General features: G+C 67.4%; 12 protein-coding genes. 6 read left to right on the plus strand and 6 right to left on the minus strand.

Translation table 11 applies throughout. From position 1 onward, the window contains the following. Positions 1–17: 17 nt before the first annotated feature. On the minus strand, positions 18–599 hold the full coding sequence (locus ABIC35_RS15180; protein ID WP_121079106.1) for a nitroreductase family protein: 582 nt from the start codon (positions 597–599) through the stop codon (positions 18–20). Positions 600–729: 130 nt separating this feature from the next. Between ABIC35_RS15180 and ABIC35_RS15185 the strand changes: the two genes are divergently transcribed. After that, positions 730–2523: a peptide MFS transporter gene (locus tag ABIC35_RS15185; protein WP_121073661.1), complete on the plus strand. Its 1794-nt coding sequence runs from the start codon at positions 730–732 to the stop codon at positions 2521–2523. Positions 2524–2622: 99 nt separating this feature from the next. Here the strand turns inward: ABIC35_RS15185 and ABIC35_RS15190 are convergent, their stop codons facing one another. The 3 genes from ABIC35_RS15190 to acs all read right to left on the minus strand — a co-directional run bounded on the left by ABIC35_RS15190 (position 2623) and on the right by acs (position 7051). After that, complete coding sequence (locus ABIC35_RS15190; protein ID WP_302847371.1) at positions 2623–2757, minus strand: hypothetical protein; 135 nt, start codon at positions 2755–2757, stop codon at positions 2623–2625. A gap of 188 nt (positions 2758–2945) precedes the next feature. Continuing rightward, positions 2946–4976 carry a M13 family metallopeptidase gene (locus ABIC35_RS15195; RefSeq protein ID WP_183049299.1) on the minus strand — a complete coding sequence of 677 codons (2031 nt, stop codon included), beginning with the start codon at positions 4974–4976 and terminating at the stop codon, positions 2946–2948. Between the two features lie 137 nt (positions 4977–5113). After that, the gene (gene acs, locus ABIC35_RS15200; protein ID WP_121079102.1) at positions 5114–7051 is read right to left on the minus strand and encodes an acetate--CoA ligase; all 1938 of its coding nucleotides are present in this window, start codon (positions 7049–7051) and stop codon (positions 5114–5116) included. Between the two features lie 135 nt (positions 7052–7186). On the opposite strand from acs, the gene ABIC35_RS15205 reads away from it, so the two are divergent. The 4 genes from ABIC35_RS15205 to ABIC35_RS15220 are packed head-to-tail and all read left to right on the plus strand — an operon-like array spanning position 7187 to position 11890. Further along, on the plus strand, positions 7187–8668 hold the full coding sequence (locus ABIC35_RS15205) for an efflux transporter outer membrane subunit (protein WP_121073658.1): 1482 nt from the start codon (positions 7187–7189) through the stop codon (positions 8666–8668). Beyond that, positions 8658–9983 (plus strand): efflux RND transporter periplasmic adaptor subunit, encoded by a 1326-nt coding sequence (locus ABIC35_RS15210; protein WP_121073655.1) that lies wholly within the window; start codon positions 8658–8660, stop codon positions 9981–9983. Before ABIC35_RS15205 ends, ABIC35_RS15210 begins: the two co-directional genes overlap by 11 nt. A 1-nt stretch (position 9984) precedes the next feature. Then, on the plus strand, positions 9985–10689 hold the full coding sequence (locus tag ABIC35_RS15215) for an ABC transporter ATP-binding protein (protein WP_121073652.1): 705 nt from the start codon (positions 9985–9987) through the stop codon (positions 10687–10689). Between the two features lie 4 nt (positions 10690–10693). Then, positions 10694–11890 carry an ABC transporter permease gene (locus ABIC35_RS15220; protein WP_121073649.1) on the plus strand — a complete coding sequence of 399 codons (1197 nt, stop codon included), beginning with the start codon at positions 10694–10696 and terminating at the stop codon, positions 11888–11890. On the opposite strand, the gene ABIC35_RS15225 is transcribed toward ABIC35_RS15220, so the two are convergent. Both ABIC35_RS15225 and ABIC35_RS15230 read right to left on the minus strand, forming a co-directional pair. After that, a complete protein-coding gene (locus ABIC35_RS15225; protein ID WP_121073646.1) occupies positions 11859–12473 on the minus strand; it encodes a nucleotidyltransferase family protein in 615 nt (204 codons plus the stop codon). The two genes, ABIC35_RS15220 and ABIC35_RS15225, sit on opposite strands and share 32 nt — an antisense overlap. After that, complete coding sequence (locus ABIC35_RS15230; RefSeq protein ID WP_121073643.1) at positions 12460–13371, minus strand: XdhC family protein; 912 nt, start codon at positions 13369–13371, stop codon at positions 12460–12462. The genes ABIC35_RS15225 and ABIC35_RS15230 overlap by 14 nt, the downstream gene beginning before the upstream one ends. Before the next feature lie 78 nt (positions 13372–13449). Between ABIC35_RS15230 and ABIC35_RS15235 the strand changes: the two genes are divergently transcribed. After that, positions 13450–14496 carry a glycerophosphodiester phosphodiesterase gene (locus ABIC35_RS15235; protein ID WP_183049470.1) on the plus strand — a complete coding sequence of 349 codons (1047 nt, stop codon included), beginning with the start codon at positions 13450–13452 and terminating at the stop codon, positions 14494–14496. Positions 14497–14501 lie beyond the last annotated feature (5 nt).

Here is a 14501-nt window from a genome sequence, read left to right on the forward strand (position 1 = left end):
AGCTTCCGAGTCCATACTCAGGGATTCCACCGATGGACGATCTGGGACAGTTCGCCGCGCGGACGCTCCTCCAGCGGGCGGCCGGGCGTACCCAGAAAGACGAAGCCGGCGATGCGCTGCCCTTCGCTGCCGAACAGGTCGCGCACCGCGTCCGAATAGGCCGGCCAGCCGGTCAGCCAGCCGCCGGCAAAGCCCATGGCGTGGGCGGCATGGAGCAGGTTCATGCAGGCGGCCCCGGCGGACAGCTCCTGCTCCCACAGCGGCACCTTGTGCGGCTGGACGGGGGCGGAGAGCACCACCACCAGCGCCGGCGCCTGGGTGGCGAACTGCGCCGCGGCTTCCTCGTCGCGCGCGGTCGCGTCGGGCTTCTCGGCGCGCAGGATCTCGACCAGCTTCAGCGCCAGCGCAGGCCGTGCTTCGTCCGGCACGATCACGAAGCGCCAGGGGGCGAGCTTGCCGTGATCGGGCGTGCGCGCTGCGATCGCCACCATCTGGTCGAGCTGTTCGTCGCTCGGGCCCGGCGCCACCAGATCGCGCGGCTTGCCCGATCGGCGGGTCTGGAGAAGGCTGAGCGGCGTGGTGCGATCGTTGAAGGTCATGCGCGCCATCTAGGGTGCTGTCCCCCCCTCGCCAAGCCGCGCGACTTTACAGCGGCGATGCAGGCTCTAGTCTGCGCGCCCATGCACCGGGCCCATGCGCCCGGATCCCACCTTTAGGACGTACACCTGCATGGTCGACACACCCACTGCCGATTCCCCGGCAGAACCGGATATCTCCCACGTAAACCCCGCCGACGAAAAGACCTGGTTTGGCCATCCCCGCCAGCTGGCGCGGCTGTTCTCCACCGAGATGTGGGAGCGCTTCGGCTTCTACGGCATGCGGGCGCTGCTGACGCTCTACCTTACCCAGCACTTCCTGTTCGGCGATCGCGAGGCCACCGGCCTGTACGGCGGCTATACCGCGCTGGTCTATCTCACCCCGCTGGTCGGTGGCTATCTGGCGGACCAGTTCCTCGGCTCCAAGCGCGCGGTGAAGTTCGGCGCGATCCTGATGTCGATCGGCTATTTCGTGCTGTGCTTCGGCGGCCAGACCGCCACGCCCTACGCCAAGATCGACGGCCAGCGCTACGAGGTGGCGATCGAGAAGACCGCCGCGGGCGAACAGCGCTATGTGCTCGATGCCGGGCACAAGCAGCTGATCAAGGGCAATGACGACGGCTCGATCACGCTCAGCGAAAACGGCCAGACCGTACGGACGATCGCCAAGGGCGGGTTCGAGTCCGAGGCCGATCGCAGCCCCTTCTACGTGATGGTGATGCTGATCGCGCTGTCGATGGTCTCGGTCGGCAACGGCTTCTTCAAGCCGAACATTTCCACCATGGTGGGCGAGCTCTACCCCAACGGCGACAGCCGGCGCGACGCGGGCTTCACCATCTTCTACATGGGCATCAATCTCGGCTCCACTCTGTCCCAGGCGCTGTGCCCGTGGCTGGCGGTGGCGGTCGGCTGGTGGGCAGGCTTCGGCCTCGCCGCGATCGGCATGCTCTTCTCCTGGGCGCTGATCCAGCTCGACGGCGGCAAGCTCAACGGCATCGGCGAGCCCCCCGCCAAGGCCGCCAGCCGCAGCCAGCAGCTGATGATCTATGTCGGCGCGATCTGCGTCGTGCCGCTCTTCTACCTGCTCTACACCAACCTGATGGCGGCCGAGCCGGCGCCGGCCGGGTCGGGCATCCTCGGTTACATCGCCTCGCTTTCGCTGATGGGCAAATTGCTGTTCGGCACCTTCCTGATCGGCGTGCCGGCGATTCTGATCTGGTCGTTCGTGGCCGGCGATCGCCGCGAGTTTCAGATGATGATGGCCGCGATGGTGCTGATCGTGTTCAACGTCGTGTTCTGGACGCTGTTCGAGCAGGCGGGCTCCTCGCTCACCCTGTTTGCCGACCGCAACACCAACCTGTCGATCTTCGGCTGGTTCACCATGACCGCGGGCCAGACGCAGAGCTTCAACGCGCTGTTCATCGTGCTGCTCGCGCCGTTGATGTCGATATTGTGGGCGGGCCTCGCCAAGCGCGGGCTGGAGCCGAGCATCCCGGTGAAGTTCGGCATCGCGCTGATCGCGGTCGGCGGCGGCTTCCTGTTCCTGGTGTGGGGCGCCAATTGGGCCGACAGCAGCTTCAAGGTCTCGGTCTGGTGGATCGCCGGGCTCTACTTCATCCACAGCTTCGCCGAGCTGTGCATCTCGCCGGTGGGCCTCAGCATGATCACCAAGCTGTCGATCGCACGGATCGTCGGCATGATGATGGGCGTGTGGTTCCTGTCGATCTCGGTCGCGCAATATGTCGCGGGCGTGATCGCGCAGTTCGCCAGCGTCGAGACGGTGGGCGGCCAGGTGACCAATCTGAAGGTCAGCCTGGAGACCTATCTCAGCGTGTTCACGCTGATCTCGGAATGGGCGATCGGGCTCGGCGTGCTCCTGCTGCTGCTCAGCTGGCCGCTCAAGCGCTGGATGCACGGCGTCAAGTAAGCGCCGTCACCCGAAGAGGGACGGGGCGCCGCGGAAATGGGGGGACTGCGGCGCCCCTGTCGTTCGCCCGAGGGGGGAGTGGGCGAACGAGTCTCGAAATCAGGCCGCGAGCGGCAGGAACGCCAGCGCTTCCTGCTCATTGGCTGCCGCGAGCGCGCGGACGTTCGCAGTGCTCGTCTGGCCGGTGGCGGCCATACGGCGGTGGGCGAAATAAAGCGCGATCAGCGAAAACATGACAACCTCGAAACAGCTTTGCTGCAATGCAGCGCGGGCGCCGCATCTGGTTAGCTTGGCCTGACTCCGCAACTGCAAAGCCGCTCCGCCGCAGTTGCAGTTGCTGCAAGTGCGAACGTTTTCCCTTCCAGAATGCAAAAAGGCCCGGCGTCGCCGCCGGGCCTTTTCCGTATAAATACGAGTGGCGCTTACCAGATGTGCACGCGCTGCTCCGGTGCGAGGTACAGCTTGTCGCCCGGCTTGATATCGAACGCCTTGTACCAGGCATCGACATTACGGACGACGCCATTGACGCGCGCAGTCGCCGGCGAATGCGGATCGGTGAGCAGCGCCTGACGCTGCGCGTCCTCGCGCACCTTCACCCGCCACGCCTGCGCCCAGCCGAGGAAGAAGCGCTGGTCGCCGGTAAGCCCACCGACCGGCTTCGCCTTTCCGTGCTTGGCCTGATACTTCTGGTACGCGCCATAGGCAGCCTCGAGGCCGCCGAGATCGCCGATATTCTCGCCCAGCGTCAGCCGGCCGTTGATCTTGGTGCCGGGCACCGGCTCATAGGTGTCGTACTGGCCGGCCAGCGCCTTGGTACGCGCGGCGAAGTCTTCCTTGGCCTTGGGCGTCCACCAATTCTCGAACTTGCCGGTCGGTCCGAACATGCTGCCCTGGTCGTCGAAGCCATGGCCCATCTCATGGCCGATTACCGCGCCGATCGCGCCGTAATTGACCGCCGGATCGGCATTGGGATCGAAGAAGGGCGGCTGCAGGATCGCGGCCGGGAAGGTGATCTGGTTCGACAGCGGGTTGTAATAGGCGTTCACCGTCTGCGGCGTCATCGCCCACAGGCTGCGATCGACCGGCTTGGGGAAACGCGACAGTTCCAGCTGATGCTCGAACTCGCCCGACCGCATGACGTTGCCGAGCAAGTCGCCCCGCTCCACCTTCAGCGCCGAATAGTCGATATATTTCTCCGGATGGCCGATGCGCGGCTCGAACGCGGCAAGCTTGGCGAGCGCGGCCTTGCGGGTCGAATCGTCCATCCAGGTCGAAGCCTCGATCCGTTCGCGATAGGAATCGCGCAGATTTTCGATCAGCTCCGCCATCTGCTTCTCGGCCTCGGGCGGGTAGTATTTGGCGACATAGGCCTTGCCCACCGCTTCGCCGAGCGCGCCGTTGACCATCTGCACGCCGCGCTTCCAGCGCTCGCGCTGGACCTGCACGCCGGAGAGCGTCCTGGAGTAGAAGTCGAACCGCGCCTGGTCGAACGCCTTGGGCAGATAGGTCGCGTGATCGCTGACGAAGCGATAGGCGAGATAGTCCTTCCAGGTCTGCAGCGGCGTCGCGGCGAAGATCTTGCCCAGCGCGATCAGCGCGGTGTTCTGGGTCATCAGGATCTCGGGCGAGCTCTCCAGCCCGGCGGTCTTGAGCATCAGTGCCCAGTCGAATTCGGGCGCCTTGGCGGTGAGCCCCGCAATGGTCTGCGGATCGTTGAGCTTGGCGATGTCGCGGCTCTGCTCGGGCGACCACTGGACCTTGGCCATCGCGGTTTCGAGCGCGACGATCGCGTCGGCTTTGGCGCTGGCATCGGGGATGCCAGCCAGTTCCTGGATCTTCTGGACATAGGCGCGATAAGCGGTGCGCGCCGTGTCGAACTTCGGCCCCTGGTTCAGATAATAGTCGCGCGGCATGCCCAGACCGCCCTGGCCCACCGCGGCGGTATATTTGGTCGGATCTGCGAACCCGGGCGTGATCTCCACCTCGACCGGTGTGGCATAGCCGTTGCTGGCGAACAGCACCTGCAGCGCGCCCTTGTCCTGCACGGCCGCGATGCGGCCGAGATAGGGCTTGAGCGGCGCGGTACCGCGCGCCTCGATGCCCGCCTCGTCCATCCAGCTGGCGTAGAAATCGCCGATCTGCTTGCCGCTCGCGCCATAGGCGGCGGGGTTCTTCGCCATATCGTCGAGCAGCGTGCGAACATTGGTTTCGGCGGCGAGCGCCAGATCGACGAACGGGCCGGCCGAGGTGCGGTCGGCGGCGATCTCGGTGCGCGCTGCCCAGCCGCCATTGGCGAAGGTCCAGAAATCGTCGCCGGGCTTCACGCCCGCCTGTTCGGCGGTGAGGTCCACGCCGAAGCTGCCATATTTGGGTTTGCCCGTCTGGGCGAGCGCAGGCGCTGCGACGAGCAGCGCGACGGCACTGGTCAGCAACAAGGAACGACGTAGTTTCATGATGTTAGGCTTCCCCACCACGGTGTGTGTTAGCAAAGTGTAACGGCGGGTGCCGGGCGCCGCAATGGTATTTTGTTACAACCGATACTGCCCGAGGGGACATCCCTCCTCCCGCCGCTGGCGGGAGGAGGGTCGGATCACCCGACCCGGTTCGCCACCAGATCGTCGACCACCGCCGGATCGGCCAGCGTCGAGGTGTCGCCCAGGCTGCTCACATCGCCCTCGGCGATCTTGCGCAGGATGCGGCGCATGATCTTGCCCGAGCGGGTCTTGGGGAGGCCGGGCGCGAACTGGATCGCGTCGGGCGTGGCGATCGGGCCGATCTCGCCGCGCACCCAGTCGCGCAGTTCCTTGCGCAGCGCCTCGCTGGCTTCCTCGCCGGCGTTGAGCGTCACATAGGCATAGATGCCCTGCCCCTTGATGTCGTGCGGCATGCCGACGACGGCCGCTTCGGCCACCTTGTCGTGGAGCACCAGCGCGCTTTCCACCTCGGCGGTGCCCATGCGGTGGCCCGAGACGTTGATCACGTCGTCCACCCGCCCGGTGATCCAGTAATAGCCGTCGCCATCGCGACGGCAGCCGTCGCCGGTGAAATACTTGCCGCGATAGGTGGTGAAATAGGTCTGGAAGAAGCGCTCGTGGTCACCCCAGACGGTGCGCATCTGCCCCGGCCAGCTGCGTGCGATGACGAGATTGCCCTCGGTCGCCCCTTCCAGCAGCGCGCCGTCGCCGTCGACCAGCTGCGGCTCGATCCCGAAGAAGGGCATCGAGGCCGACCCCGGCTTGAGCGCGGTGGCGCCCGGCACCGGGGTGATCATGTGGCCACCGGTCTCGGTCTGCCACCAGGTGTCGACGATCGGGCAGCGCCCCTCGCCCACCACGTCATGATACCAGCGCCATGCCTCCGGATTGATCGGCTCGCCGACCGAGCCGAGCAGCTTCAGGGACTTGCGGCTGGTCGACGTGACATAGCCGTCGCCTTCCTTCATCAGCGCGCGCAGCGCCGTGGGGGCGGTGTAGAGGATCTCGACCTGGTGGCGATCGACCACCTGCCACATCCGGCCGGCATCGGGCCAGGTCGGTACGCCCTCGAACATCAGCGTGACGCCACCGTTCGCCAGCGGGCCATAGACGATATAGCTGTGCCCGGTGACCCAGCCGATATCGGCGGCGCACCAATAGACCTGCCCCGGGCGGTAATCGAACACCACCTCGTGGGTATAGGCGGCCCAGAGCAGATAGCCGCCGCTCGAATGGAGTACGCCCTTGGGCTTGCCGGTCGAGCCGGAGGTGTAGAGGATGAACAGCGGGTCCTCGGCGTCCATCGGCTCGGCCGGGCAGTCGGCGGAGACCTTGGCGGCGGCTTCGTGATACCAGAGGTCGCGGCCGGGCTGCATCACGACCTCGCCGCCGGTCGCCTGCACAACGATTACCTTCTCGAGCACGGGCGCGTGCTTCTGCGCCGCGTCGACATTGGCCTTGAGCGGCACGCGCTTGCCGCCGCGCCGGCCCTCGTCCGCAGTGATGACGATGCGGCTGTCGCAATCGACGATGCGGCCGGCGAGCGCCTCGGGCGAAAAGCCGCCGAACACCACCGAATGGATTGCGCCGATCCGCGCGCAGGCGAGCAGCGCCACGGCCGCCTCGGGGATCATCGGCATGTAGACGGTGACGCGGTCACCCTTCCGCACGCCTTCGGCCTTCAGCACGTTGGCGAAGCGGCAGACCTGTTCGTGCAGTTCGCGGTAGCTGATCCGGCGCGGATTTTCCTTGGGATCGTCTGGCTCCCACAGGATCGCGGTCTGCTCGCCGCGCGTCGCGAGATGGCGGTCGAGGCAGTTGGCGGCGACGTTGAGCTGGCCGTCGGCGAACCAGCGAATGCGGAAATCGGCTTCGTCGAAGGACCAGTCGCCGGCGGTTTGCGGCGGCACGATCCAGTCGAGCCGCTTGGCCTGTTCCAGCCAGAACCCATTCGGATCGGATAGCGACTGGGCGTGGAGACGTTCATACGCTGCGGCATCGACGCGGGCGGTCTTCGCCCAGCTTTCCGGCACCGGATACAGATCTTGGCTCATCATGACCCCTCCTGGTCGGCGGGCATCTAGGAGCGCAAGGGGTGGCTAGGCAAGGCACCCATAGTTGCAACATCGTTACATTGTGCAAACAAATTTTGGTGGAACCGTGTAACCGTATCAGCCATATAAAACGCTATGGCACGACCTGCGCTTGCTCTGTTGCTCTGTGCGGCGCTGCCGCTTGCAGCCTGCTCCACCGGTTCCGCCCACCCGCAACAGGCTGCCGCCCCGATCGATCTGCCCGATCGCTTCTCGGTCAGCCCCGAGCAGCAGGCGCGCGAGGACCTGGTGCGCTGGTGGGACCGATTCGACGATCCGATGCTCGGCCAGTTGATCGGCCAGGCGCAGACCGCCAATATGGACATCGCGCAGGCGGTGATCCGGCTGCGTCAGGCGCGCGAGTCGCTGATCCAGTCACGCTCGGCATTGCTGCCAACGGTGAGCGGCTCCGCCGGCTACTCGCGCAACGAGCCGCTGCGCGGCGGCACCACCACCACCCAGCTGCCCGACGGCACGATCGCGTCCTTCTCGCAGGGCGGCAGCAGCAACTTCTCGCTCGGGCTCGACGCAAGCTACCAGGCCGATCTGTTCGGCGGGGTACGCAGCGGCATCCGCAGCGCGCGCGCGAGCTATGAGGCGGCCGGGTTCAACCGTGCCGCGGTATTGCTCTCGGTCGAATCCGAAACCGCGCGCAACTATGTGCAGGCGCGGCTCTCCCAGGCGCAGCTCGCCAATGCCCGTGAGAGCCTCGCCATCCAGGACGAGAATCTCAGCATCGCGCAGTGGCGGGTGCAGGCGGGCCTGGTCTCCTCGCTCGATGCCGAGCAGGCGCGGGCCCAGCGATCGCAGACCGCCGCCAGCATCCCGCAGCTCGAAAGCAGCTATGCCGCCAACGTCGCCCGACTCGGCGTGCTGACCGGCCAGACGCCCGGTGCGCTGCGCGAGGCGATGGCTGCGCCCAAGCCGATCCCGCGCGGCCCCGCCAGCGTCGCTGCGGGCTTCCCGGCCGACGCGCTACGCCAGCGGCCGGACGTGCGCGCGGCCGAGCGCAACCTGGCCGCCGCCACCGCCCAGATCGGCGTCTCGCGCGCCCAACTCTACCCGAGCCTCGCGCTCGGCGGCAGCGTCAGCTCGGGCAGCGGCTCGGTGCGCTCGCTGCTCGACATCATCACCGGCCGTGCCTTCGCCAATGTCGCGCAGACGATCTTCGATTCCGGTCGGCTGCGCAGCCAGCTCCGCTCGGCGCGGGCCGGGGCGGACGGCGCCTTCATTAGCTACAAGGCCAGCGTGCTCCAGGCGATGGAGGAGATCGAGAATGCGATCGTCGCCCTCCAGGCCGCCCGCGAGCGCGAGGCGGCGTTCCGCACCGCGCTGGAAGCCGCAACCAACCAAGCGCTGCTCGCCCGCTTCCAGTATCGCTCGGGCCTCACCGACTTCACCACGCTCAACCAGTCCGAAAGCGCGCTGCTTTCGGCCAAGAACGGCCTGTCGCAGGCCGAATCCGAACAGGCGACCGCGCTGATCCAGCTCTATGTCGCGCTTGGCGGCGGCTGGGACGAAGCCGCGCCGATCCCGCCCCTCCCTCCAAGAACAGGCAGCGCCACCGATGGCCAGTGAATCGCAGGACCTCGACACCTTTCTGGGCACCAAGCGGCGCCCCTGGTGGCGGCGCAACCTGCGCTGGATTATCATCGCGCTGGTCGTGGTGGTGCTGGGGCTGCTGGTCTCGCGCTGCTTCGCGCCAAAGCCGCCGCCCAACTACATCAGCGTGCCCGCCGAGAAGGGCGCGCTGGCGGTGACCGTCTCCGCCACCGGCCGGCTCGCGCCGATCCGGCAGGTGACGGTGGGCTCCGAAATCTCGGGCCTCGTCCTCAAGGTGCTGGTCGACGTCAACGACCGCGTCACCGAAGGCCAGCCGATCGCGATCATCGATCCCTCGCGCCTCGACGACACGATCACCCAGAGCCGCGCGACGCTGTCCGCCAACCAGGCGGCGGTCGCCCAGACCCAGGCGACGCTCGACGAAGCGACCGCGCAGCTCCGCCGCATGGAGGAGGTCAGCCGGCTTTCGGGCGGAAAGGTGCCCGCCAAGACCGAGCTGGACACTGCCCGCGCCGCCGTCGCCCGCGCCCGCGCCAATCTGCGTTCCGCCCAGGCCAACGTCGTCTCCGCCCAGGCCTCGCTCTCCTCGAACCAGACCCAGCGGTTCAAGTCGATCATCCGCTCGCCGGTGAACGGCGTGGTGCTCGCCCGCCAGGTCGATGCCGGCCAGACCGTCGCCGCGCAGTTCAGCACCCCGAACATGTTCGTCATCGCGCAGGACCTCACCCACATGAAGCTGGAGGTCGCGATCGACGAGGCCGATGTCGGCTCGGTCAAGGTCGGCCTGCCGGCGAGCTTCACCGTCGACGCCTTCCCCGGCCGCACCTTCCCGGCGCAGATCACCCGCGTCGACCTTGGCTCGAACCTCACCGCCTCGACGGCGACGACCAGCGCCACGACGAGCACGACCACGGCCAACCAGGTGGTCTCCTATGCGGCGATCCTCTCGGTCGCCAATCCCGACCTGACGCTGCGCCCCGGCATGACCGCGACCGCGACGATCGGGGTGGAGAAGCTGGACAACGCACTGCTGATCCCCAACGGCGCGCTGCGCTACACCCCGCAGGATTCGGGCGCCAAGAACGGCGGCGGCGGGATCCAGTTCGGCCCGCGCCGCGAGGAACAGCAAAAGGCGATCGGCCGCGGCAGCAAGCAGACCGTCTATGTCGTGGGCAGCGACGGCAAGCCGCAAAAGGTGGAGGTCGTCACCGGCCCCAGCGACGGCAGCCGCACCGCGGTGACCAGCGCCCAGCTCAAGCCTGGCATGAAGGTGATCGTGGGCGTCCAGGCCAATGGCGCCGCCAAGCCCGCCAAGGGCGACCAGAACTGACATGGCCGAGCCGCTGATCCAGCTCCAGGGCATCACCAAGACGTTCGGCGAAGGGCCGACCGCGTTCCAGGCGCTCAAGGGGGTCGATCTCACGATCGATGCCGGCGCGTTCCTGGCGGTGATGGGGGCATCGGGATCGGGCAAGTCGACGACGATGAACATCCTCGGCTGCCTCGATGTGCCCACCGGCGGCAGCTACAAGTTCCGCGGCGTCCATGTCGAGCAGCTGGACCGTGACCAGCGCGCCTATCTGCGCCGCCGCTATCTCGGCTTCGTGTTCCAGGGCTTCAACCTGCTCGCCCGCACCACCGCGCTGGAGAATGTCGAGCTGCCGCTGCTCTATCGCGGCGAGCACCGCAAGGCGCGGCGCGAGGCGGCGATGTCGGCGCTGGAGCAGGTGGGGCTCGATCGCTGGGCGGAACATACGCCTTCCGAGCTTTCGGGTGGCCAGCAGCAGCGCGTCGCCATCGCGCGTGCGATCGTGACCCAGCCCGATGTGCTGCTCGCCGACGAGCCGACCGGCAATTTGGACAGCGAGCGCTCGGTGGAGATCATGAAGCTGCTCCAGGGGCTCAACGTCGATCTCGGCATCACCGTGCTGATGGTGACCCACGAGCCCGAGATGGCGAGCTTCGCCCGCACCATCGTGCACTTCAAGGACGGACTGGTCGAGCGGACCGAAGTCCCCGCCGGCATGGGGGCCTGAGGCGATGCTGTTCACCACCCTCCTCCTCTCGCTGCGCGAAATCCGCCGGCATATCCTGCGCTCGTTCCTGACGACGCTCGGCATCATCATCGGCGTGGCGGCGGTGATCACCATGGTGACGCTGGGCAACGGCGTCTCCGCCTCGGTGCAGGCGTCGATCAGCTCGCTCGGCAACAACACGCTGACCGTGTTCCCCGGCGGCGGCCAGCGCGGCGGCAGTTACCCGCCGCAGTTCGACAACGGCGACGTCCAGGCGATCCGCCAGCAGGTGAGCGGCGTCAGCGCGGTCGCCCCGCAGGCCTCGTCATCGGCGCTGGCGGTGCGCAACGCGCAGAACTGGAACGCCTCGGTCACCGGCACCAGCAACGACTATTTCGACGCGCAGAACCTCGAATTCGCCGGCGGCCGGCGCTTCACCGATGCCGAACTGTCCGCCGGCAAGTCGGTCTGCGTGATCGGCGACACGATCCGCGCCAATCTGTTCGCCAATGACGATCCGGTCGGTGAGCGCTTCCGGCTCGGCACGGTCAGCTGCGAAGTGGTCGGCGTGCTCAAGAAGCGCGACAATGCCGGCTTCACCGATCCCAACTCCACCGTGGTGATGCCGCTCAAGACGGTGCAGCGCCGCTTCGTCGGCAACCAGAACGTGCTGGCGATCCAGATCGCGGTGGCGCCGGGCTACGACACCGCAGGGGTGAAGAAGTCGATCGTCGGCCTGCTGCGCGAGCGCCGCCACCTCACCCCGGACCAGCCCGACAATTTCGACATCTTCGACAGCGCAGAATTCGCCTCGACCATCCAGAACCAGATGTCGCAGATGACGCTGTTCGTCGCCGCCATCGCCGCGGTGAGCCTGCTGGTCGGTGGCATCGGCATCATGAACATCATGCTGGTGTCGGTTACCGAACGCACCCGTGAGATCGGCATCCGCCTCGCGATCGGCGCGCTCGGCAAGGAAGTGCTGCTGCAGTTCCTGGTCGAGGCGGTGGCGCTGTCGTGCCTGGGCGGGCTGATCGGCGTCGGCCTCGCCTTCTTCGCCTCCTGGGGGCTGGCCAAGCTGGCCGACCTGCCCTTCACCTTCGACCTGTCGATCAACCTGATCAGCTTCGCGATCTCGGCGCTGATCGGCATCGTGTTCGGCTTCTTCCCGGCGCGGCGCGCCGCCGCGCTCAATCCGATCGACGCCTTGCGGCACGAATAGCTGCGGCCGCCTCGCGCTCGCGCAGGTCTTCCAGGTCCTGCCGGGTATCGATGTCGACCAGCTCCTCGGGCCGGGTGATGACATGGTGGCCACGCAGGATCAGCGTCCGCGCGCCGGCATCACCCTCCAGGCTGCACAGCTCGGCGAAATGGTCGCGGCCGATCAGCGCCGGCGGCATCGGCTGGACGCCGTCGCTGGAGGCGACCAGCGTCGCGCCGTTGTCCGAGGCCTCGAACAGCCGGTAGCAATGCGCAACGGTGACGCGCGGCATGTCCGCCAGCGCGATCAGCACGGCTTGGGCGCCCGCCTTCTCCGCTGCCTGCACGCCGTAGCGCACCGAGCGCGCCTGGCCCTGCGAGGGATCCGGGTTCTCCACGACCTGGAAGCCGCGGGCGGCGAAATCGAGCGTCGTGTCCGACACCACCGCGATCCGGGCCAGAAAGGGGATATTCTCCAGCGCGGTCACGACGTGGAAGGCGAGCGGATGGCCGAGATATTCCTCGGTCAGCTTGTCGCCGTCGGTGAACCGCTCGGACTTGCCGGCGGCGAGCAGGACGAGGGCGGTCTTTTCAGGAGTCAGCATGGAAGGTCTTCACCATGGCGGCAGCGATGGACAGGGCGATCTCGGACGGACCGATCGCCCCGATCGAAAGCCCCGCCGGTCCTTCGATCCGCGCGAGATCCTGGGCTGAGACGCCCGCGGCGCCAAGTCGTTCCAGCCGCGCCGCCTGGCTGCGCCGCGAGCCGAGCGCCGCGACATAGCCGGTGGGATGCGCGAGCGCCGCGATCAGCGCGGCATCGTCGATCTTGGGATCGTGGCTGAGCGTGACCACCGCCGTCGCCGGATCGGGCTTGAGCGCGGTCACCGCCTCGTCCGGCCAGCGATCGTCGAGCGTCACGCCCGGGAAGCGCTCCTCGGTGAGGAACCGCCCGCGCGGATCGATCACTGTGGTCGCGATGCCCAGCTCGCGCGCAAGGCCCGCCAGCGCCTGGGCGATCTGCACCGCGCCGACGATCAGCAGACGCCGCGGCGGATCATAGCGGTTGACGAACCCCGCCCCTCCGATCGCGCTCTGCCCGGTGGCGAGATCGGTGCCGACCTCGATCGGGAGCCCCTCGGCGCGGGCCGCGCGGATCGCGTCGAACAGTTCGGGCGGAAAGCCGTGTGCTGAAACCGGCTGGACCAGCACCGCGATCTGCCCGCCGCAGGGCAGCCCGACTTCCCACGCCGCCGCATCGGCGACGCCATAGTCCTTCACCACCGCGGGGGCGCCTGCGATCACCTCGGCAGCAGTCTGCAGGATGTCGGTCTCGACGCACCCGCCCGAGACCGAGCCCTCGAACCGCCCGTCCTCGTGCACCAGCAAATGGCTGCCGCGCGGGCGCGGGGCCGAACCCCAGGTGGTCACCACCGTCGCCAACGCCATCTTCGCCCCGCGCCAGGCCTCGGCCGCTGCCAGCACGCCGTCGTTATCCGCCACTTGTCGCGCTCCCGTCACATCCGCTTTCTACGCGCCTAGCCGAAGGAGAGTTTCGTGACGAGATGGATGTTATTGGCCATGGCGCTGCTGGCGCCCGCCCTCGCTTTCGGACAAGGTCATCCCATGCAAAAGCCCATGCCCCGCATCGTCGTGATCGGCCATCGCGGCGCCAGCGGCGAGCGGCCCGAACACACGCTGCTCTCCTACCAGCGCGCGATCGATACCGGCGCCGATTTCATCGAGCCCGATCTCGTTCCCACCAAGGACGGCGAGTTGGTCGCCCGGCACGAGAATGCGATCACCGACACCACCGACGTCGCGGCGCACCCGGAGTTCGCCGACCGCAAGACCACCAAGACGATCGACGGCCAGACGATCACCGGCTGGTTCACCGAGGACTTCACCCTCGCCGAGCTCAAGACGCTGCGCGCCAAGGAGCGGCTGCCCAAGCTGCGTCCGGGCAACACCGCCTATGACGGCCAGGCGACGATCCCGACGCTCGACGAGATCATCGCGCTGGCCAAGAAGGAGTCCGCGCGGCTCCACCGTACGATCGGCATCTACCCTGAGACCAAGCACCCGAGCTACTTTGCCTCGATCGGCCTGCCGCTGGAGGCGCGCTTGGTCGCCAAGCTCAAGGCTGCCGGTTGGGACCGCGCCGCTGCGCCGGTGTTCATCCAGTCGTTCGAGGTGAACAACCTCAAGCAGCTCCATACCATGACCAAGGTGCCGCTGATCCAGCTGATGGCCGGCAGCCAGGGCCCGGCCGACCATGCCTATGCCAGTTACAAGGAAATGGCGACTCCCGAGGGGCTGAAGGCGGTCGCGGCCTACGCCGCCGGCATCGGCCCCGAACTTACCCAGATCCTCGCCACCGACGGCACGCCCTCCACGCTGGTCGCCGATGCCCATGCCGCAGGGCTGAAGCTCCACCCCTGGACCTTCCGCGCCGAGAATTCCTTCCTGATGCCCACCTATCGGGTCGGCACCGATCCCGCCGCGCACGGCCGTCTGGAGGAGGAGATCACTGCCTTCCTGAAGGCGGGGATCGACGGCTTCTTCACCGATTTTCCTTCCATCGGCGTGCCGGCCCGGGATAGCTTCCTGAAAACCAACGGCAAGTAAGGCTT

This window comes from Sphingomonas trueperi (genome assembly GCF_040545965.1).
GTDB lineage: Bacteria > Pseudomonadota > Alphaproteobacteria > Sphingomonadales > Sphingomonadaceae > Sphingomonas > Sphingomonas trueperi_C.